Source organism: Salinicola sp. NYA28a, from assembly GCF_976982775.1.
In genome coordinates this window covers 3,653,292-3,673,649 of the sequence record NZ_OZ334582.1, presented here as the reverse complement: position 1 = coordinate 3,673,649, position 20,358 = coordinate 3,653,292, and the positions used below count along the sequence as shown (strand labels likewise).

13 protein-coding genes, 1 pseudogene and 1 CRISPR repeat array are annotated in these 20,358 nt (G+C 62.0%); of the genes and pseudogenes, 6 read left to right on the top strand and 8 right to left on the bottom strand.

Annotated features, from left to right (window positions below):
• Window positions 1–16: 16 nt before the first annotated feature.
• The 5 genes from ACWHY3_RS16525 to ACWHY3_RS16505 form a co-directional block, all read right to left on the bottom strand.
• On the bottom strand, window positions 17–1,276 hold the full coding sequence (locus ACWHY3_RS16525) for a winged helix-turn-helix domain-containing protein (RefSeq protein ID WP_448127019.1): 1,260 nt from the start codon (window positions 1,274–1,276) through the stop codon (window positions 17–19).
• Between the two features lie 206 nt (window positions 1,277–1,482).
• Complete coding sequence (locus tag ACWHY3_RS16520; RefSeq protein WP_448127018.1) at window positions 1,483–2,481, bottom strand: metal ABC transporter solute-binding protein, Zn/Mn family; 999 nt, start codon at window positions 2,479–2,481, stop codon at window positions 1,483–1,485.
• A 34-nt stretch (window positions 2,482–2,515) separates the two neighbouring features.
• Complete coding sequence (locus ACWHY3_RS16515; RefSeq protein ID WP_332779622.1) at window positions 2,516–3,400, bottom strand: metal ABC transporter permease; 885 nt, start codon at window positions 3,398–3,400, stop codon at window positions 2,516–2,518.
• Window positions 3,397–4,095 carry a metal ABC transporter ATP-binding protein gene (locus ACWHY3_RS16510; protein ID WP_448127017.1) on the bottom strand — a complete coding sequence of 233 codons (699 nt, stop codon included), beginning with the start codon at window positions 4,093–4,095 and terminating at the stop codon, window positions 3,397–3,399. Before ACWHY3_RS16510 ends, ACWHY3_RS16515 begins: the two co-directional genes overlap by 4 nt.
• Before the next feature lie 11 nt (window positions 4,096–4,106).
• Window positions 4,107–4,253 carry a hypothetical protein gene (locus ACWHY3_RS16505; protein WP_448127016.1) on the bottom strand — a complete coding sequence of 49 codons (147 nt, stop codon included), beginning with the start codon at window positions 4,251–4,253 and terminating at the stop codon, window positions 4,107–4,109.
• A gap of 171 nt (window positions 4,254–4,424) precedes the next feature.
• On the opposite strand from ACWHY3_RS16505, the gene cas1f reads away from it, so the two are divergent.
• The 6 genes from cas1f (at window position 4,425) to cas6f (ending at window position 12,833) form a co-directional block, all read left to right on the top strand.
• Window positions 4,425–5,405, top strand: coding sequence for a type I-F CRISPR-associated endonuclease Cas1f (cas1f, locus tag ACWHY3_RS16500; protein WP_448127015.1), 981 nt, complete (start codon window positions 4,425–4,427; stop codon window positions 5,403–5,405).
• Window positions 5,402–8,749: a type I-F CRISPR-associated helicase Cas3f gene (gene cas3f, locus ACWHY3_RS16495; protein WP_332779619.1), complete on the top strand. Its 3,348-nt coding sequence runs from the start codon at window positions 5,402–5,404 to the stop codon at window positions 8,747–8,749. The genes cas1f and cas3f overlap by 4 nt, the downstream gene beginning before the upstream one ends.
• 88 nt (window positions 8,750–8,837) lie before the next feature.
• A complete protein-coding gene (csy1, locus tag ACWHY3_RS16490; RefSeq protein WP_448127014.1) occupies window positions 8,838–10,232 on the top strand; it encodes a type I-F CRISPR-associated protein Csy1 in 1,395 nt (464 codons plus the stop codon).
• Window positions 10,229–11,206 carry a type I-F CRISPR-associated protein Csy2 gene (csy2, locus tag ACWHY3_RS16485; RefSeq protein WP_448127013.1) on the top strand — a complete coding sequence of 326 codons (978 nt, stop codon included), beginning with the start codon at window positions 10,229–10,231 and terminating at the stop codon, window positions 11,204–11,206. Before csy1 ends, csy2 begins: the two co-directional genes overlap by 4 nt.
• Window positions 11,207–11,225: 19 nt before the next feature.
• Window positions 11,226–12,260 (top strand): type I-F CRISPR-associated protein Csy3, encoded by a 1,035-nt coding sequence (gene csy3, locus ACWHY3_RS16480; protein ID WP_448127012.1) that lies wholly within the window; start codon window positions 11,226–11,228, stop codon window positions 12,258–12,260.
• A gap of 3 nt (window positions 12,261–12,263) precedes the next feature.
• Window positions 12,264–12,833, top strand: a complete 570-nt coding sequence (cas6f, locus tag ACWHY3_RS16475; RefSeq protein WP_332780457.1) for a type I-F CRISPR-associated endoribonuclease Cas6/Csy4 — start codon at window positions 12,264–12,266, stop codon at window positions 12,831–12,833.
• A 129-nt stretch (window positions 12,834–12,962) separates the two neighbouring features.
• Window positions 12,963–17,731: direct repeats of the CRISPR family, unit length 28 nt; unit sequence GTTCGCTGCCGCCCAGGCAGCTCAGAAA.
• 144 nt (window positions 17,732–17,875) lie between these two features.
• On the opposite strand, the gene ACWHY3_RS16470 is transcribed toward cas6f, so the two are convergent.
• From ACWHY3_RS16470 to ACWHY3_RS16460, 3 genes and pseudogenes are all read right to left on the bottom strand, one after another.
• Window positions 17,876–18,334 (bottom strand): hypothetical protein, encoded by a 459-nt coding sequence (locus ACWHY3_RS16470; protein WP_043337196.1) that lies wholly within the window; start codon window positions 18,332–18,334, stop codon window positions 17,876–17,878.
• A 66-nt stretch (window positions 18,335–18,400) separates the two neighbouring features.
• A complete protein-coding gene (locus ACWHY3_RS16465) occupies window positions 18,401–20,194 on the bottom strand; it encodes a DUF3141 domain-containing protein (RefSeq protein WP_087720111.1) in 1,794 nt (597 codons plus the stop codon).
• Window positions 20,151–20,357, bottom strand: a pseudogene (locus ACWHY3_RS16460) (hypothetical protein); the annotation flags it as partial. The pseudogene ACWHY3_RS16460 and the gene ACWHY3_RS16465, both read right to left, overlap by 44 nt.
• Between the last annotated feature and the right edge of the window lies 1 nt (window position 20,358).

Below are 20,358 nucleotides of genomic sequence, written 5' to 3'. Positions count from 1 at the left end.
ACCGGTTGCGGCGTCATTACAAAGGGCTGTGCCGCCGATAAGAATCCACCGGCCACAGGGCGCTCAGACGCTGGGCAAGGGGCCGCTCGCAGGCCAGGTGAATACGCGGTAACCCGAGCCAGCGTGCCAGCCCTTCGAGCTGGCCGGCCAGCGCGTGGAGTTCGGCATCACGGAACGTCACGGCGGGCTCGGGGTGAATGGCGAGAACGCTCAGTTCCCCCTCGGCGCGCCGGGCACGCAGGTCGAGCCGGGCGATGAGCCGGTCGCCGTGGAGGAACGGCATGACGTAGTAGCCGTAGGTTCGTTTGGCCGGCGGGACGTAGAACTCCAGGCGGTAGTGAAAGCCGAACAGGCGCTCGGTGCGCTCGCGATACCAGATCAGGGAGTCGAACGGCGAGAGCAGCGCGGCGGTCTCGAGTCGGCGGGGAATGCGCGGCTCGCCGACGACATAGGCCGGCTGCTGCCAGCTTTCCACCGATACCGGCGTCACTGTGCCGTCCTCGATCAGCGTCTGTAGCGCGGCACGGGTATCCTGCGGCGCCAGCCGGTAGTAGTCCCGCAGGTCCTTCTCCGTCGCCACGCCAAGCGCCCGGGCGGATTGATGCAACAGCTGCCGATGCGCCTCGAGCAGATCGGGTTCGGTCTGGTTCAGTACTGTCGCGGGGAGCACCCGTTCCGGCAGGTCGTAGAGCCGTTCGAAACCCCGGCGGCCGGCGACGGTGACCTCGCCGGCGGCAAACAGCCATTCCAGCGCGTGCTTCTCATCGCTCCAGTCCCACCACGGGCCGGCAGGGCCTTCCCGCGTGTTCAGTGCGCCGGCACCCAGCGGGCCGTGGTCGCGTACCTGGGCCAGTACGCGTTCGATCACCTCGCCCCGTTCACGGCCGAACCGCGCCAGATGCTTGTAGATGCCGATGCCATCCTGCGCGCGGCGCATGCGCCAGCGCATCGCCGGGTAGAACGAGAGCGGCAGCAGCGAGGCCTCGTGGCCCCAGTATTCGAACAGCGACCGGTGCCGGTTACGGCTCCAGGCCAGCTCGTCGAGCAGCGGGGTCGGGTAAGGGCCGAGACGCGAAAAGGCCGGCAGATAGTGGGAACGTGCCAACGCGTTGACGGAATCGATCTGCAACACGCCGAGACGATCCACGAGACGCCGGAGATGGCCTCGGTTGGCGGACTCGGGGGAGCGGGAGGTGAAACCCTGCGCTTTCAGGGCGAGACGACGCGCCTGGGAGAGCGTGAGGCGGCGTTGCGGCGACGGAACGGCTGACGGCATACGAGACGACACTTCTCGGTGGAGGCTTGAGCGGATGCTGCCCGAAAAGTGTCGTTCAGTCTTGAAGAAGAGGAAAGAGAGAGGAAGTAATAGGGAGGGGGAAGAGGGAAGAGGGAAGAGAGAAGAGAGTAGGAAGCAGGTAATAGAGAGCAGGAAACAGAGAGTAGGCCAGCGCCGCCGTCGCGGGCTGGCCTGTCGGGTCGGGGTCAGTCGTCGGCTGCCAGCGCGTCGAGCAGGGTGTCGACGTTGTGCTGGAACATGCCGAGATAGGTGCTGCCTTCGCCCTCCGCCGTCAGCGCGTCGGCGTAGAGTGTGCCGCCGATGGCGATGTCGGTCTCTTCGTGCAGCTGGTTGATCAGCGCCGGGTTGGTCATGTTCTCCAGGAACAGCGCCTTGGCGTGGCTGGACTCGATCTGCTGGATCAGGCTGCCCATATCGCTGGCGCTGGGTTCCGCCAGCGTGTTGATGCCCACCGGCGAAAGCAGCTCGAGATCGTAGGCGTCGGCGAAGTAGCCGAAGGCATCGTGACTGGTGATGATCAGCCGGTCGGATGCCGGAATCTGCGACAGGCGTTCTTTCGCCTCCTTGTCGAGCGCTTCCATCTCGTCGATGTAGCGCTCGGCATTGGCGCGGTAGGCATCGGCATGAGCCGGATCGGCCTTCACCAGCGCATCGCGGATGTTGCGCGCGTACTGCTCGCCATTCTCCAGATCCTGCCAGGCGTGCGGATCGACATCGCCGTGATGGTGATGCTCCTCCTCGCCGTCGGTCGCATGATCTTGATGGTCATGATCGTCATGATCGTCATGATCGTCATGATCGTCATGGTCGCCCTCGTCCTCGTGCCCCTCGAACGAACGCGTGTCGATACCGTTGCTGGCAACCACGACTTCGCCCTCGTAACCGCTGGCATCGACCAGGCGGTCGATCCAGCCTTCGAACTGCAGGCCGTTGACCACGACCAGGTCGGCATCCGCGAGCGACTGGGCATCGGCGGGCTTGGGCGAAAAGGCGTGGGCATCGCCATCGGGGCCGACCAGCGACGTGACGCTGACGTGATCGCCACCGATCGTCGACACCATGTCATCGAGAATGCTGAAGCTCGTGACCACCTGCAGCGGTTCCTGGGCATGAGCGATGTTGGCCGAGAGCGCCGAGGCGCCGAGAGCACCCAGCAGCACGGCGCGAAGGGAAATGTGAGCCATGATGTAACGATCCTTGTGGCGAGAGAAGAAAGGTTCAGCCGTGGGCATCGGGCGGCAGCATGGGCTGCACGCGCCGGCGCCAGCGGGCGAAGACACTGTGGTAACGCCCGAACAGCGCGGAAAACAGATAGATCACGCCGGCGAGCAGAATGATGCAGGGCCCCGAAGGCAGACCGGCATGATAGGAGAGCAGTAGCCCGCCGACGCTGGAGACCATGCCGATGGCGATCGCCAGCCCCATCAACCCTTCGAGCCGTTTCGACCAGAAGCGCGCCGCCGTCGCCGGCAGCATCATCAGGCCGACCGCCATCAACGTGCCGAGCGTCTGGAAGCCGGCAGTCAGATTCAGCACCATCAGGCCCAGAAACAGCCCGTGCACCGCGCCGCCGCGAATCCCCTGGCCGCGCAGGAATAGCGGGTCCAGGCACTCGACCACCAGAATGCGGAAGATCGCCGCCAGCACGATCAGCGTCAGGCTCGACACGCCGACGATCAGCCACAGCGCGGTACTGTCCACCGCCAGGATCGAGCCGAACAGCACGTGGGTCAGGTCGACGCTGCTGCCGCGCATCGAGATCAACATCACCCCGGCCGCCAGCGAAATCAGATAGAAGCTGGCGATCGCCGAGTCTTCGCGGTGGCCGGTCAGGCGCGACACGCTGCCCGCCAGCCCCGCCACCAGCAGCCCGGCGAGCAGGCCGCCGAAGCTCATCGCCGGCAGCGAGAAGCCCGCCAGCAGAAAGCCGACCGCCACGCCCGGCAGCACGGCGTGCGCCATGGCATCGCCCACCAGGCTCATGCCGCGCAGCGTGAGGAAGACCCCCAGCGGCGGCGCCACCAGCGACAGCGCCAGCCCGGCTACCAGCGCGCGGCGCATGAAACCGAAATCCACCAGCGGAGAGAACAGCCAATCGATCATGCCAACGTCTCCGCCGGTGAAGAGGAATCGTTGATCGTCGCGGGCGTGGACCAGATCCCTTGCCCGCGCTCCAGCCGCAGGATGCGATCGGCCAGCCGTGTCATCTGATCGTGATCGTGCAGCACGACGATGATCGCCGCGCCCTCAGCCGCCATGGCGCGAAGCACATCGATCAGGACTTCAACGGTCGCCGCATCGACATTGGCGAACGGCTCGTCGAGCAGTAGCAGCTGGGCCTCCTGCATCAGCGTACGGCCGAGCAGCGCGCGCTGGCGCTGGCCGCCGGAGAGTTCACCCAGCGGCCGGTGCTCGAATGACTGCAGGCCCAGTCGCTGCATCACCGCCTGGCCGCGACGATACTCCGCCGGCCCGTAGCGCTTGAAGCTGCCGTGGGTTGGCCAGCAACCGCTCATGACCAGCTCTTCGACGCTCATGGGGAAGGTCAGATCCAGCGCCAGCTGCTGCGGCAGCCACGCGCGCCGCGCATTGGGAACCTCGCAGCGGACGCGACCACTGACCGGGCGAAGCTCGCCCATGATCCCCTGAACCAGCGTACTCTTGCCGGCGCCGTTGGCCCCCACCAGCGCGGTGATGGTGCCGGCCTCGAAATGACCGTCGATATTCTCCAGCACCATGCGATTGCCCTGCGCCAGCGACAGGGATTCCAGCGTCAGCAACGTGTCGGGTTTTGCCATCGAACGAGCCATCAACCGAAGACCCCGGCAGCCCAGCCCGCGACGAGCCACAGCAGCGCCAGCGGCAACAGCGCCAGCAATACGCGCCGCCCGGCGCCAAGCGACATCAAGGAAAAATGGCACGGCCCATCCGGGCGGTGACGGTGACGATGTGACATGAACAGACCCCTTGGATGAGGCGGAAAGGTTATATCATAACAAAAGTGGTGCCAAGCGGAGATTGGCTGACACCATTTGTAAGAGATCCCTGACAATCCTTTTGGCGGGCTTGTCGCATCGTAAAAACTGCGTTACCAACGGTTACAAGACAACTGGCAGGTGACGCCACGATGGAAGACCTTTCTTCAAGCGACCTCAAGACGATCCTGCACTCGAAGCGTGCGAATCTGTACTACCTGCAACATTGCCGCGTATTGGTGAATGGCGGCCGTGTCGAATACGTCACCGATGAAGGCAAGCGCTCGAAGTACTGGAACATCCCTATCGCCAACACCACTTCGCTGCTGCTGGGGACCGGCACCTCGATTACCCAGGCCGCGATGCGCGAGCTGGCCAAGGCTGGCGTGTTGGTCGGCTTTTGCGGTGGTGGCGGTACGCCGCTGTTCGCAGCCAATGAAGTGGACGTGGAAGTTGCCTGGCTAACCCCGCAGAGCGAATACCGGCCGACGGAGTATCTCCAATACTGGGTGCGATTCTGGTTCGACGACGACAAGCGGCTGGAGGCGGCCCGATGTTTCCAGCGTGCCCGGCTCACCCAAGTCGAACGCCTCTGGACGGCGCCGCGTTTCCAGCGCGATACCGGCTTTACCCCCAGCAAGGCAGAGCTGGACGCATTGCTCACGTGTAGCCGGCAGGCGATCGACTCGGCTCCCGATACGACCGCGCTGCTGACCGAAGAAGCTCGGCTCACCAAGCAACTATTCCGGTTGGCGAGCCACGCCGCCGACTATGGCGAATTCACCCGGGTCAAACGCGGCCAGGGTGCCGATCCGGCCAACCGCTTCCTCGATCACGGCAATTATCTGGCCTACGGGTTGGGCGCTACCGCGACCTGGGTGCTGGGGATTCCGCATGGCCTGGCAGTGCTGCACGGCAAGACACGCCGCGGCGGACTGGTCTTCGATGTCGCGGATCTGGTCAAGGACGCCGTGATCCTGCCGCAGGCGTTCATTTCCGCCAGCCGTGGCGATGAAGAACAGGAGTTTCGCCAGGCCTGCATCGATCGGCTCACGCAGGTGGAAGCTCTGGACGTGATGATCGATACCCTGAAGGCGACAGCCGAGCGCCTCGGCCATGGGGACAAACCATGAACGTGCTGCTGGTGTCGCAATGCAGCAAGAATGCGCTCAAGGAAACGCGTCGGATTCTCGACCAGTTCGCCGAACGGCGCGGTGAACGCACCTGGCAGACCTCGATCACCCAGGCCGGGCTCGATACGCTGCGAAAACTGCTACGCAGCAAGGCACGCAAGAACACTGCCGTGGCATGTCACTGGATTCGTGGTCACGACCACAGCGAACTGATGTGGGTGGTCGGCGATGCCTCGCAGTTCAACACTCGGGGCGCGACGCCGACCAACACCACCCGGCGCAATATTCTGCGTACGGAAGACGAAAACGACTGGCACTCGCTCAGGTTGATTCACCTGCTCGCTTCGATGGCGGCGCTCTTCCACGACCTTGGCAAGGCGACGGACGCCTTTCAGTTGCGCCTTGTCGGCAGGCTGGAGGGCCGCAATCGCTACCGCCACGAATGGGTGTCGCTGCGGCTGTTACAAGCTTTCGTGGGTCAGGACGATGACGCCAGCTGGCTTGCACGTCTCGAACGGCCGACGCCAGAGGACGATGCCTGCTGGCTGGATCGCCTGATTCGCGATGGAATGGATGAAAGGGCCAGCGACAGCGCTCCGTTCAATCAACTGCCACCGTTGGCGGCGGCCATTGGTTGGCTGATCGTCAGCCATCATCGGCTACCGGCGTTCCCGGCTTTCGACGAGGCCGGCACCCAGAAATGGGTGGGTGTGCGCGCCACGCTCAACGCCAGCATCCTGCCTTCATTGCCGAAGGACATTACTGCGGCTTGGAACGAGCGTGTCGAGCCTGCTAGTCGCAAGGAGGACTCGCCGTACTGGGAATTCTCCCGTGGTCTGCCCGTAACCCATGAAGATTGGCGAGCGCGAGCGGCTCGTCTGGCACGACAGCTGAGCGAGCTGCGTTGGGAGACGCGGCCACTTGAGTCACCGTATGTCATGCACATGGCACGGCTCTCGCTGATGCTTGCCGATCATCACTACTCGAGTCTCGTTGACGAAGGACGACTGAGCGGGAATTGGTGTATGGCCGATGACAACGTCTTGCTCTACGCCAACACGACGGTTAACCGAGGCAAGCGCGAATTCTGCCAACCACTGATCGAGCATCTGCTTGGCGTCGTGCGCGCAACGGGCGAGATCACTCACCACCTTCCCGACCTGGCTACGGCGCTACCGCGGATCGCGCGTCACAAAGGCTTCAAGGCGCGCAGCCGCAATGCAAGATTTCGCTGGCAGGACAAAGCCTACGACCTCGCCGTCGGACTGCGAGACAGAAGCCGTGAGCAGGGCTTCTTCGGCATCAACATGGCTTCGACCGGCTGCGGCAAGACCATCGCCAATGGCCGCATTCTCTACGGACTCGCGGACCCGGAATCGGGCGCACGTTTCTCGATCGCGCTCGGCCTGCGCACGCTGACGCTGCAAACAGGGCAGGCTTATCGCGAGCGCCTGGGGCTGGGGAGTGACGAACTCGCCATTCGCGTTGGTGGAAGTGCCAGCCGGGCGCTCTTCGAACATCAACAGTCGCGCAACGATGGCGGTTCCGAATCCCGTGCGGAACTCCTCGACGAGCAGACACACGTCTTCTTCGAGGGCGAGCTCGATAGCCACCCGGTGCTGCGCAAGGCCATCGCTGATCCTCACGCCCAAGCGCTGATCGGCGCGCCGGTGCTGGTTTGTACCATCGACCACTTGGTGCCGGCGACCGAGAGCCTGCGCGGCGGCGGTCAGATCGCGCCAATGCTCCGCCTGATGAGTGGCGATCTCGTGCTCGACGAACCGGACGACTTCGATATCGCCGATCTTCCGGCGCTGACACGTCTCGTCTACTGGACGGGGATGCTAGGCTCCCGCGTGCTGCTCTCCTCCGCGACCTTACCGCCGGCCATCGTGCGCGGCCTGTTCGATGCCTACAGGGAAGGCCGGGCCGAATACCAACGCCATCGCGGCTCGCCGGGTGCCCCGGTAGAGCCGGTGTGTGCATGGTTCGATGAACATGGCTGCTCGCATGCTGGCTGTACCGATGGGGCACAATTCGACGTGGCGCACGCCGACTTCGCCCGCAAGCGCGCCGCGCGTCTGGCCCAGTTGGCACCACGGCGGCGCGCTTGCGTGGTGCCGGTCTCCGCGCCGGATACGCGGCCCGAGAATGTCCATGCGGCGATGGCGGACGTCATGCTCGAACAGGCACTGGCTCTGCACGAGGCGCATCACACCCTTGATCCTCATACCACCAAACGGGTCAGCTTCGGGCTGATCCGCATGGCCAATATCGAGCCGCTGGTCGAGGTGGCGATGGCGCTCTATCGCAGCGACATACCCGACGGCTACCGCATCCACCTATGCGTCTATCACTCGCAGTTCCCGCTGCTGCTGCGTTCACGGATCGAGGAGCGGTTGGACCGCACGCTCGATCGCAGCAATGAGCTGGCAGTGTTCGAGTTGCCCGACATCCGCCGCCGGCTGGATCGCACCGACGAGCCGGATCAACTTTTCATCGTGTTGGGCTCGCCAGTGACTGAGGTTGGGCGCGACCACGACTATGACTGGGCCGTGGTCGAGCCCTCCTCGATGCGCTCGGTCATTCAGCTCGCCGGGCGCGTGAGGCGCCATCGACCGGCGGCGATCGATGCTCCCAACGTTGCGCTGCTGGACGCCAACGTCAAAGCGCTCGGACGCAAGCGGCCTGCATTCTGTCGGCCCGGCTTCGAGACCGAGCAGGACTGGCCTTTAGTGAAACACCGACTCACCGCACTGCTGAGAGAGTCGGAAATCGATGTCATCGACTCACGTCCTCGGCTGCTGGCACCCGAGCCTCTCGAGCCGCGCGAAAAGCTGGTGGATCTGGAGCATGCGCGCCTGGCGGCGTTGATGGTGGAAGGGGCGGCGCCTGCGCCAGCCCGCCGCCGCTCCCGGCTGAAAAAGCCAACCTCGCTGGGCGCCTATCTCTTCTATCGTCCTGCCTCCCTGTCGCTCAGTGCACTGGCGATTCAGCAGCAACCGTTTCGGGAAGACAACGAACCCGATAGCGAATTCGTGCTCTTCCCGGACGAAACGGAAGAGAGCTACCGCTTCTGGCGCGTGGATGCAGACGGAAGAGAAGAAAAGCTGACACCGGCCGAGGCCGAACTGGATCGCCTGCCGGACGAGTCGCTGTCCAATCCACGGATAACGCCCTGGAATGACCCGGACTACATGGTGGCGCTAGCCGACCAGGCGGAAGCGATGGGGATGGGGTTGGAGCAGTGCGCGATGCGTTTCGGGCGTATTCGGCTCAAGCCGAATCGGGCGCTGAACGGATGGCATTTTCATCCGGCGTTGGGATTTGTGAAGCGGAGGTGACTTAGTGCTTCGAGAAGCTATAGCGGCAGCTCGTTTACGAAAACCAGAAAAGTTCTAACGCAATCTGTGCGCAGGGAGGATTGAGTGAATGCATAGAGAAACGACGCTTACCACCCGTGGTGAGTCCATGTTGCAACAAATGAACGCTCATGTTCAGCGACGCTTGGATAATAAGCTTGCCAAATTCGAGGGTAGAACCGACGCGCAAGCCAAGTCAGAGATAAAAAGAGCCCATGAAAAATATGTGCTGAAAAGTATTTTGGTGAAAGGAGCGAGTAGTGCTCCCGGGGTTGCTATTGCCACACATATTGCTAAGGCGACGCACCCTGACCCGCAGGTAAAGCAGGTTGCAAATCTCTTAATAGACTTTGGAAGCCTGCCAAGCCGAGTAGAGGTAGGGTCGCATGTATTGCCAGATGATGAGAGTTTGGCGGACGCGACTGGCAATGGAGCGGTTAACTCTGCAGCGTACGAACTGTATTTGCTTCTCGGTACTCGTTTCGAGGGTAGGAAATTTAGTGAATGGCTTAGTGGAATGGATCAAGACGCCCTGTCGGCTTTTGCGAGGGGCATGGGTACGGATGACGATTCGGATGTATACAGTGTCCTTCTAAATAGGAAAAACCTGAAAGTCTCTACTGATGCTCGGCTTAAGCAAGTTTACTGGCTGGTCGGCGATGATCCTGCCGATAACACCGGCTTTCGCTTGCTGGCACCGCTCTACGCCACATCGCTCACACACCGTTTCTATGCGCAAGTCAGCCCGAACATCTGGTTCTACGGCGACCGCAACAAGGCGGCGCGAAAGGCACTGCGTGAGCGCACCGCGTTTGACGGCGGTTACACCAGTTACCCCAATCTCGCGGTCCAGAAGCTTGGCGGCACTAAACCGCAGAATATTTCGCAGCTCAACAGCGAACGCGGCGGCCAGAACTATCTGCTCGCATCGCTACCGCCCAGTTGGCAGTCGCGGTCGGTCTATCCACCGATGACCGAGTCGTTTCGATCGTTTCAGGGGCGTCCAGAAGTTCGACGAATCCTCAATGACCTGAAGCGGTTTCTCGAATCCGACCCTGCAAAGAACATGCATACGCGCGATCTACGTGACGACCTGACCGCGATGCTCGCCGATGAGCTGATGATTTTCACCGTTGAAATTCACTCGTTGAAACCGGGATGGACGATGGATGAGCGTTGCCGCCTGGCGCCGGACGAGCAGTTCTGGCTCGACCCGGGCCGGGCCGAGTTGGACAACGAGTTCGCGGCCGCGCGCCGCCAGTCGGATTGGTCGGAAAGCATCAGCATTCGCGCCGCCAACTGGTTGAACGGCAGGCTCAATGATAAGAGCGCGCTCAACTTCGGTGATGTCGAGCATAAGCACTGGAAAGGCGAGTTCGGCGGTGTATTGGAGAGCTTTCGCCGTCAGCTCGATGACCTACAGGACGCGCTACGCGATGAAGGCGACGAAGGGGAGGCCGCATGAGCGAACGTCTCAACCACCTGCTCGTTCTACCGCGCCTGCGCATCCAGAACGCCAACGCCATCTCCAGCCCGATGACTTGGGGCTTCCCCGCCATGAGTGCCTTCATAGGTGCGATTCAGGCGCTTGAACGCAATCTGCCCGACGAGACCAGGCTCATCTTCGAGGGCGTCGGCGTTGTCTGTCACCGGATCGAACCGCAGGTGACCGACGGTGGCTTTATCAAGGCGTTTCACCTGACGCGTAACCCTGTCGACAAAAATGGCAATACGGCTGCCATCGTCGAGGAGGGGCGCACGCATCTTGAAATTACCTTGCTGATTGGCGTGGGTGCCGAGGGCGAGGATCTCGGCAGCTTTGAACGCCGGCAGGCGCTCGCCCGCCAGATCTTCGACCAGGTGCAGGGAATGCGAATCGCCGGTGGCAGCGTCATGTCGGCAATGGACCAAAAGCGCTATCGCCCGGAACTGATCAGCTTTGACGACAGCGAGGACAAGCGGAAGAAGCAGTGGAGCCGTCTCCGGCGTCGTCTGTTGCCCGGTTTCGCGCTGGTGCTGCGCGACGACCGCCTCCGTGCGCATACCGAAGCGCTGAAAGCGCAAGACGTCAATGCCACGGCGCTGGATGCCTGGCTCGATCTCTCGCGGCTCAATCACGAGTGCCACGTCACCGTCGAAGAAAATGGCAAGGAACAGGTGGAATGGCAGGCGCGCCGACCGTTCCCCGGTTGGCTGGTGCCCATCCCCGTTGGCTACGGCGCCATCTCGGATCTCTACCAGCCGGGTGAAGTCGCCAACGCCCGGGACCCGAGCGTGCCGTTTCAGTTCGTGGAAAGCCTTTACTCGGTGGGTGAATGGGTGAGCCTGCACCGGCTGCGCCATCCCGATGCATTGATGTGGTTCGTGGAAAACGATCTCGAACGAGGTGTCTATCGCCTCACTAATGACTACGCCCAGACTCATTCTATTGAAGACTGATCATCAAGGAGACATACGCATGGCTAAGAAAAACGATGCTTTAAAAACTACTGTCCTGGCTTTTGAGCGTAAGCTCGATCCATCCGATGCGCTGTTCCGCGCCGGTAACTGGGAAGATCGCGCTCAGGCAGCACAGTGGAATCTTGTTCCAGTGCGCGAAAAGTCGGTACGCGGCACTATCTCCAATCGCTTGAAAGCCAAGGATCAGGACCCGGCCAAACTCGACGCTGCCATCGAGAACCCCAACCTTCAGACTGTCGATGTGGCTGCGCTGCCTCACGATGCCGATACGTTAGCCGTGCGTTTTACCCTGCGTGTACTGGCGGGTGCAGGCAACCCCTCCGCTTGTAACAACGCCGAGTATCAGAACAAGCTGGAGCAGACCGTAACGGGCTACGTCAGCGAGCATGGCTTTGGCGAGCTCGCTCACCGCTACGCCTGCAACCTCGCCAATGGGCGCTTCCTATGGCGCAATCGGGTGGGGGCCGAGCAGATCGAAGTCGTAGTCAGCCAGATGAAGGGAGGGCAGGCCGAGAAGCAGTGGACCTTCAGCGCCCTTGATCTGTCGTTACGCAATTTCGAAGGCAACGATCAGACACGCGAGCTAGGCAAGCTAATCGCCGAAGCTTTGGCAGGTGATCGCTACCTGCTGTTGGACGTAGTGGCTTTTGCCCGGGTCGGCGCTGGCCAGGAAGTCTTCCCGTCTCAGGAACTGATCCTGGATCGTTCTCGCGGTGACAAGAGCAAGACGCTTTACAAGATCGGCGATGACGATAACGCTGCCATTCACTCCCAGAAGTTGGGTAATGCCCTGCGCACAATCGATACCTGGTATCCGGCGCCGGAAGACGGCAGCGACCTTGGCCCTATCGCCGTCGAACCTTACGGCTCTGTCACTACTCAAGCTACCGCTTTCCGTCAGCCCAAACAAAAAATGGATTTTTATAACCTATTAGATAAATGGGCTAAAGAAGACCAAGTTCCACCTGTAGAACAGCAGCACTTTGTCATGGCGACCCTGATTCGTGGCGGCGTTTTCGGCGATGTGGAGTAAGCCATGGACCACTATCTCGACATTCGCCTGCGCCCCGATCCGGATTTCCCGCCCGCCATATTGATGGGGGCGCTCTACGGCAAGCTGCATCGTGCGCTTTTCGATCTGGATGCCAATGACATCGGCGTCAGCTTCCCTGATCACAAGTTCGGCGTGCGCGCCCGTACGCCGGGCGATCGGCTGCGGTTGCATGGCAGCAAGGAACGGCTGGAGCAACTGATGGCGATGCCGTGGCTCACCGGCATGCGGGATCATGTGCAGCTCGAAGCCGTTCAGCCGGTGCCCGCCGAGGTGAGCTATCGGGTCGTTCAGCGCAGGCAGTTCAATACGGGCAGTCCAAGCCGCGCAAAACGCTATGCCAAGCGCCATGGCATCGAGTTCGATGAAGCGCAGCGCCTGATGGAGAAGCCCGCTGCACGGCAAATCGCCTTGCCATTCGTGCAAGTCAGCAGCCGATCCAGCGGTCAGCGCTTTGCGCTGTTCATTGAACACGGCAAGACGCAGTCGCAGCCCGCTGTCGGTAGTTTCAATCACTACGGCTTGAGCTCGGAAGCCACGGTGCCCTGGTTCTGACCCTTTTTTGCAAACCAAAAATGGGTCTTTGAAAATCAATTAGTTAGCGACATTGCCCAGAAAAGGGGGATGTCGCTTTTTTCATCCAAAGCTCTTTAACAATCAGGACGTTATTTGTAGTAACCTCTAGTTCGCTGCCGCCCAGGCAGCTCAGAAATCCAGCAGCATCCGCTCTGCGTGATGTGCAAAGTTCGCTGCCGCCCAGGCAGCTCAGAAAACCTGCGTCGAGACGCTGCTCGAGCGCCACCTGTTCGCTGCCGCCCAGGCAGCTCAGAAAACGATGCAAACCAATACCCGCAAGACCCCGGGGTTCGCTGCCGCCCAGGCAGCTCAGAAATCGAATAGATGCCCGGCGAGCGCCGGGCGGCTGTTCGCTGCCGCCCAGGCAGCTCAGAAAATCAGCATCCAGCTCCTTCTTCAACGCCACGCGTTCGCTGCCGCCCAGGCAGCTCAGAAAACGCTGCCGGGCAACCTCGACGCCACCATTACGTTCGCTGCCGCCCAGGCAGCTCAGAAACTCGCCCCGGGGCATCACTGGAATTGAGGGAGGTTCGCTGCCGCCCAGGCAGCTCAGAAATCGGCGGCTCTCTTCGGCCATCCCTCCTGGCTGTTCGCTGCCGCCCAGGCAGCTCAGAAAGGATGGGTATAGTCAAGGACACTTCTGCCATGGTTCGCTGCCGCCCAGGCAGCTCAGAAATTGTTGGCGTGCTGTGCGTCCTCACGCAGTGCGTTCGCTGCCGCCCAGGCAGCTCAGAAAAGCGCCAACGAATCCCAATAGCGCCGTTCGTAGTTCGCTGCCGCCCAGGCAGCTCAGAAATTGTCGAGATCCTCGACGTCCTCCCAGCACAGGTTCGCTGCCGCCCAGGCAGCTCAGAAACCGAGATAAAGTCGCGCCTGGTCATGCAGGCCGTTCGCTGCCGCCCAGGCAGCTCAGAAAGACGCCGATGGAGTCATAGATAATTTCTGAACGTTCGCTGCCGCCCAGGCAGCTCAGAAATGCCCGCTCTCGGGGGCGTCTTCGACATAGCCGTTCGCTGCCGCCCAGGCAGCTCAGAAAATCAATCTCTACACCGAGGCCGCGCGATGAGTGTTCGCTGCCGCCCAGGCAGCTCAGAAACATTTCCCATCAGCGAGAACGATAGGAGAATGGTTCGCTGCCGCCCAGGCAGCTCAGAAAAACGATGCCTGACACCATCGCCCCGCCCGCGTGTTCGCTGCCGCCCAGGCAGCTCAGAAAACGGTCATTAGAGAGCCCGAAGACAGCAGGTTGTTCGCTGCCGCCCAGGCAGCTCAGAAAATTGCCGCGCGCCACGACCTGACGCCCCGGATGTTCGCTGCCGCCCAGGCAGCTCAGAAAAGGCGCTCGGCCTGTAAACGACGAACGCCCCGGTTCGCTGCCGCCCAGGCAGCTCAGAAAACCTCGGTGTCGCGGATCCGCAGCATCAGCTCGTTCGCTGCCGCCCAGGCAGCTCAGAAAACGTGCATCGTGGAGCGGTGCATTTGTCGTAAGTTCGCTGCCGCCCAGGCAGCTCAGAAAAGCCCATGCGTAAGTGCTGGCCGCGCCTGCCAGTTCGCTGCCGCCCAGGCAGCTCAGAAAGGCGGCGTCGCCGGGTTCCGGCTGCATCACTAGTTCGCTGCCGCCCAGGCAGCTCAGAAAACCGACCGAATCGGCAGCCAGCAATAACGCCAGTTCGCTGCCGCCCAGGCAGCTCAGAAATCGCCGCGTGAGATCCGGGAGCTGGTCAACAAGTTCGCTGCCGCCCAGGCAGCTCAGAAATGCGCCATTTCCCGTGTCAGGCTCTCGGTCGAGTTCGCTGCCGCCCAGGCAGCTCAGAAAAAGACGGTAGAACAGGTTCAGGCAGTGACGTGGTTCGCTGCCGCCCAGGCAGCTCAGAAAACCAGTAGCATCCTCAATCAGATCACTCTGCAGTTCGCTGCCGCCCAGGCAGCTCAGAAATGGAGCCCACCAAGGCGCGGGCCTGGCAGCGCGTTCGCTGCCGCCCAGGCAGCTCAGAAAGCCGGCGGCGATCCGGCGTGGTGGATCAGCGAGTTCGCTGCCGCCCAGGCAGCTCAGAAAGCAACCTGAACGGTATCGCCCTCAGAATACGAGTTCGCTGCCGCCCAGGCAGCTCAGAAATCCACCGACGCCGGGCGCCAGAACAGGTAGCGGTTCGCTGCCGCCCAGGCAGCTCAGAAATCTTGCCCCTCCATGTGAGGGGCTTTTTTTGGGTTCGCTGCCGCCCAGGCAGCTCAGAAAAAGAAGAACGGGAACACGTAAAACGCCAGAACGTTCGCTGCCGCCCAGGCAGCTCAGAAATTGACAGCGCACCAATCCGCATTACCGACCCGGTTCGCTGCCGCCCAGGCAGCTCAGAAATTGCAGGGCAAGAATGTCCGATATCCATGAGAGTTCGCTGCCGCCCAGGCAGCTCAGAAATGCAAAATACAAGAACGGAATCACTAACGGATGTTCGCTGCCGCCCAGGCAGCTCAGAAATTTGGTGGTGTTGCTGATGACAACCTGATCAGGTTCGCTGCCGCCCAGGCAGCTCAGAAATTATCAAGCAGCACATCGGCGGAAAAACAATCGTTCGCTGCCGCCCAGGCAGCTCAGAAAAGCAGGAACGGCGTCGGGTCTGGCAGGCTGATGTTCGCTGCCGCCCAGGCAGCTCAGAAAGTCCAGCAACAGGCCGCCAGCCGCAATCCATTGTTCGCTGCCGCCCAGGCAGCTCAGAAAGTACCATCGGATGCCGAGCTGGCGTTTGATGAGTTCGCTGCCGCCCAGGCAGCTCAGAAAATGGCAGCATCGGTTGATGCGGCGCTGAAATTGTTCGCTGCCGCCCAGGCAGCTCAGAAAAAGCAGCTCGTCTGGCAGAAGAAGGCCGGCAAGTTCGCTGCCGCCCAGGCAGCTCAGAAATGCAAAAACCCCGCCGGATTGGCGGGGTCAGTGTTCGCTGCCGCCCAGGCAGCTCAGAAACAGTACCAGATCCCCGTGCGCCGCGACGCGGTGTTCGCTGCCGCCCAGGCAGCTCAGAAAATGACAACGGCAAATGCTGCCAACATCCAACCGTTCGCTGCCGCCCAGGCAGCTCAGAAAAGCTCACCTGCCGAGGAAACCAGGCGCTGGGTGTTCGCTGCCGCCCAGGCAGCTCAGAAAAGACCGCCGAGCTGATCGAGCCGGAGCACGTCGTTCGCTGCCGCCCAGGCAGCTCAGAAAATCGCCGGTCTGAATCAAGGGCTGGACCAGACGTTCGCTGCCGCCCAGGCAGCTCAGAAAACCTGATCGAGAAGCCCGAGCGCAAGCGCATCGTTCGCTGCCGCCCAGGCAGCTCAGAAAACCACTTCGTCGACGTCGTCACGCTCGTAGCTGTTCGCTGCCGCCCAGGCAGCTCAGAAAAACGCTGGCGCCATCCGCTCACTCGATCAGCGGTTCGCTGCCGCCCAGGCAGCTCAGAAAGCTTCAACGCAGACGACGAGGGATTCCGAGCGGTTCGCTGCCGCCCAGGCAGCTCAGAAATGGGAGGATGGCCTCGGCGGCCTGCTTCTCAGGTTCGCTGCCGCCCAGGCAGCTCAGAAAATAATCTCTCCGCATGTGTGGCTTTGGGATATGTTCGCTGCCGCCCAGGCAGCTCAGAAAAAGTTGGCATCAGCGACGCCGCCAAAAGTTACGTTCGCTGCCGCCCAGGCAGCTCAGAAAATGCAATATGAGGAAAAGCGCAAAAATGCCAGGTTCGCTGCCGCCCAGGCAGCTCAGAAAGGCTGGTTCGGTGGGCTGTGGGATGGCATTACGTTCGCTGCCGCCCAGGCAGCTCAGAAAGACTTCTGGCAGCAGACCTCCTCGACGTTGGGGTTCGCTGCCGCCCAGGCAGCTCAGAAATTGCCTCCCTTCGGCTGCGGCACAGCGCGCAGGTTCGCTGCCGCCCAGGCAGCTCAGAAAACGATCAGCTCGTTCAAATCGGCAGCGCTGGTGTTCGCTGCCGCCCAGGCAGCTCAGAAAGACACCCTGGTCAATAGCTACGGCAGCAGTGCGTTCGCTGCCGCCCAGGCAGCTCAGAAATGATCGGACAGGGGAACCAGATGCTTTTGTCTGTTCGCTGCCGCCCAGGCAGCTCAGAAAATCCATGCGTCACCAGAACTACGCTCTGTTGAGTTCGCTGCCGCCCAGGCAGCTCAGAAATGGATCTTCGGCGACTGGTCGCAAGTGCTGATGTTCGCTGCCGCCCAGGCAGCTCAGAAAGTGATCTCTGGCTTGACGTTGCGCACCGGCAAGTTCGCTGCCGCCCAGGCAGCTCAGAAAAATCCGGCGGCATGTCCAGCCGACCTATCGATGTTCGCTGCCGCCCAGGCAGCTCAGAAAACCAGTGCTTCAGGTGTGTTCTCAATGCCCAGGTTCGCTGCCGCCCAGGCAGCTCAGAAAATGATCAACACACCACATAACCGTGGGCAGCGGTTCGCTGCCGCCCAGGCAGCTCAGAAATTAGCGGCCAACTAGGCCGTCAATGAATGTCAGTTCGCTGCCGCCCAGGCAGCTCAGAAAAGTAACCAGTAGCCGTTGAGTTGATCGACCACGTTCGCTGCCGCCCAGGCAGCTCAGAAAGTCATCGACTCGAAGCTGACCTATCCTGATTCGTTCGCTGCCGCCCAGGCAGCTCAGAAAAACACCTACAGCACGAGCAACGACGCCTCGGCGTTCGCTGCCGCCCAGGCAGCTCAGAAAGGAAGATTAATCGGAGGAGTAGAGAAATTGAAAGTTCGCTGCCGCCCAGGCAGCTCAGAAACGGATCATGTCGATCAGATCGTCTGTCTGATTGTTCGCTGCCGCCCAGGCAGCTCAGAAAGAACTCGACGGCGATAGCGTAATCACCATTGCGTTCGCTGCCGCCCAGGCAGCTCAGAAAGAGCGTCGCAAGGGCCACTGGCGTTGCCGTCTGGGTCATGTCACCTCCTGGGTGTTGGTTAATGTGCGCTGCACGTGCCGGGCGATCATCCGTTCTTCATTAGTGGCTACGACCTCTGCTTAGACGGCCCTGTAGCGTCGACATCTATAGATCCCGAGCCCGGTTGATCTGCTGGGACAGACGCATCGCCTCGTGTTCCTCCAGCTTCAAGAGCTCGCGAACGAGATCCCGAGCCTCGGGGATGTCGGCGCGTCCTTCCAGGTAGCGGTATAGCGCGATGACCTGATCGTGCAGCGAGAAGACTTCCCGGCTGATGTCTTCGAAGCCCATCTCGGCATAGGGCAAATTGCACGCCTGATGGGGTTTGATGGGCGCATGCGACAGATAATCGTAGACCCAGGTGTTTAGGGCCTTGGGGTCGGCCTGCTTCTCGAAGCTGGCCACGGTGTGCTCCAGGACCGCCTCGTGATCGGCGAGATACTCCAGCAGTGATTTGGCCCGTGCCTCCTCCTGCCGGGTGGCACAGTGCCTGAAGCACTCGGCCAACTGGGCATGCAGCTGGCGAGTCCAGTCGATCAGGTCATGAAAGGTCTCGATCTTCATTTATTGCTCTCCATTAGTGGGTTGCTCTATAGGTATTGGCTGTAAACCGGGTCGGCTTCGACTGGGTCACTCGTTCTCGCTCCACCATCCCCCGCCGTAGAGGCTGCGAAACCCCATCTCGTACATGCTGTCGCGGGTCGTGCCGGCAAGCTCCAGCGTCGAGGCGATAGAGTCGCTCAACAGCGTCTCCCATTGCCGATAGGGGGTGTCACTATCGATCGGCGCCGGTGCGGTCTCTACCATCTCGGCCAGCCACTTCACACCGGTCATCCAGGGGGAGAAGCGTTCCGAGTACATCAGCCGGCTGGTCCGCGCCGGATGCAGTTGACGCAGCACCTCGGCTGACCAGGGGGTGGTGTAAAACCGCACCCAGGGCCCGACGAAGGTCTCGTAGAGGGCCACATTGTGCTCGGAGAGCGCTCGCACCCCTTCGAACGCCGGGGCCTGGTCGGGAAAGTTCAGGTCTTCCACGCGGCGCTCCTCGAAGCGCACCTGGAACTGGGGCTTGTGACAGTCGGGATCGCCGGTGGGGTTGTCGATGCGCATCTCGTAGAGGCCAGGGGCCAGGTCATTCAGATTGCCGACGCTCTCGAGGATCGCTCGGTGCTCGAGGCGCGCCACCTTGGAGGAGACGAAGATGCCCAGATGCCCGACGTGGGGATTGAGCAGGTAGACGATACGCTGGTCGGCGGCCTTGAGTGCCGCGGTATCGGGATAGACCGCGGGGATCCAGTTGAGCGCCTGATGGGGCGGGGTGATGTTGTCGCCGCCGGAGGCGAAGATCACCAGGGGGTTGCGGATGCGCTTGAGGTCGACGCTACAGCCGGGGCAGACCTCGAGCTCGCCACGCTCCAGCTTGTTGCCGACGAAAAGGTTCTCGACGATGGCAACGATCTCCTCTTTGCTCAGGCTATAGAAGCCCGTCCACCAGCGCTCGAACTCGAGGAAGCGTTCGCGCTGGCCGTCGATGTCGGCGAACAGCTGATAGTCCTTCTGCCACAGGGTATTCGCAGGCTTGAGGGCTTCGAAGTTGGTGGCGAGGTTCGCACCGTCGAAGCGCCCGTCTCCCAGGTCGGCCATCAGGTGCGTCAGCCAGGCACCGCCAAGCAGGCCGCCGGCGAGGCGCATGGGATTGACGCCGGATTCGCCGGACCAGTAGGAGAGCGGCGAGCCGTTCAGCACCGCCGGCCCGACCAGACCCTCGCAGTCGGCGGAGAGCAGCGCGATGGCCCAGCCCGCCTGGCAGTTACCGTAGAGCACCGGCGGCTGGCCGGGGTGGCGCTCGGCCAGCGTCTCGACGAAGCGGCGCAGGACGTGCAGCACGTCCTCCAGTGTCTGGCCGGGGACGGGCTCGGGGAAGAAGATCACGAAGTAGACCGGGTGTCCCTCGTGGAGCGCCATGCCCACCTCGGAGTCGCGCTTGAAGCCGCCGATGCCTGGGCCGTGGCCGGCACGCGGGTCGACGATCATCACTGGCGGCCTAGTCTCGTCGAGGCAGTCCTCCAGGCAGTCCTCGCCGACCCGGGTGATGCGCAGCAGGGCATAGTTGGCGGGGCGCGCCAGTCGACGGCCATCCACGAGCATCTCGTAATCGAAGTCGAGCAGTGGCGGCTTGCCCGCCTGCTCATGCTCGAGCATGTTGTCCGCGCGCTCACACAGCGTGTCCAGGTAGCGTACGCCGCGTCGCCACAGGTCGGTCTGATAGGCGAGTAGCTCCGTGGCCGGGTGGCTCGGGAGGGTGCCTTCTTCGGGCTCGGGTGCGGTCATCGGGGCGTCCATCTCTGGTGGGGCGGTGGGTTGGCGCTTGCGCGGGGTTTTATGAGCCGTGGGTGGCTTGGTGGTGGATGTTTTGGCGGTCATAGTGGATACCTCTCAGTGTCAGGATGTCGTGGGCGCCGATCTCGATCCGGGACTCGGACAGGAAGCGGTACGGCGGAACCTTCAGGTTGATCGGCGCCGGCACCGCCTTGAACACGCGTCCGGCGAAGTCGAACTGGGAGCCGTGGCAGGGGCAGAAGAAGCCC

What these genes read in the sequence shown, in the direction of transcription:
- csy1 (WP_448127014.1), top strand. Translation starts at nt 8,838, where the DNA reads ATGCATAGAGAAACGACGCTTACCACCCGTGGTGAGTCCATGTTGCAA.
- csy2 (WP_448127013.1), top strand. Translation starts at nt 10,229, where the DNA reads ATGAGCGAACGTCTCAACCACCTGCTCGTTCTACCGCGCCTGCGCATC.
- ACWHY3_RS16465 (WP_087720111.1), bottom strand. Translation starts at nt 20,194, where the DNA reads ATGACCGCCAAAACATCCACCACCAAGCCACCCACGGCTCATAAAACC.
- ACWHY3_RS16525 (WP_448127019.1), bottom strand. Translation starts at nt 1,276, where the DNA reads ATGCCGTCAGCCGTTCCGTCGCCGCAACGCCGCCTCACGCTCTCCCAG.
- ACWHY3_RS16520 (WP_448127018.1), bottom strand. Translation starts at nt 2,481, where the DNA reads ATGGCTCACATTTCCCTTCGCGCCGTGCTGCTGGGTGCTCTCGGCGCC.
- cas1f (WP_448127015.1), top strand. Translation starts at nt 4,425, where the DNA reads ATGGAAGACCTTTCTTCAAGCGACCTCAAGACGATCCTGCACTCGAAG.
- csy3 (WP_448127012.1), top strand. Translation starts at nt 11,226, where the DNA reads ATGGCTAAGAAAAACGATGCTTTAAAAACTACTGTCCTGGCTTTTGAG.
- ACWHY3_RS16505 (WP_448127016.1), bottom strand. Translation starts at nt 4,253, where the DNA reads ATGTCACATCGTCACCGTCACCGCCCGGATGGGCCGTGCCATTTTTCC.
- cas3f (WP_332779619.1), top strand. Translation starts at nt 5,402, where the DNA reads ATGAACGTGCTGCTGGTGTCGCAATGCAGCAAGAATGCGCTCAAGGAA.
- ACWHY3_RS16510 (WP_448127017.1), bottom strand. Translation starts at nt 4,095, where the DNA reads ATGGCAAAACCCGACACGTTGCTGACGCTGGAATCCCTGTCGCTGGCG.
- ACWHY3_RS16515 (WP_332779622.1), bottom strand. Translation starts at nt 3,400, where the DNA reads ATGATCGATTGGCTGTTCTCTCCGCTGGTGGATTTCGGTTTCATGCGC.
- cas6f (WP_332780457.1), top strand. Translation starts at nt 12,264, where the DNA reads ATGGACCACTATCTCGACATTCGCCTGCGCCCCGATCCGGATTTCCCG.
- ACWHY3_RS16470 (WP_043337196.1), bottom strand. Translation starts at nt 18,334, where the DNA reads ATGAAGATCGAGACCTTTCATGACCTGATCGACTGGACTCGCCAGCTG.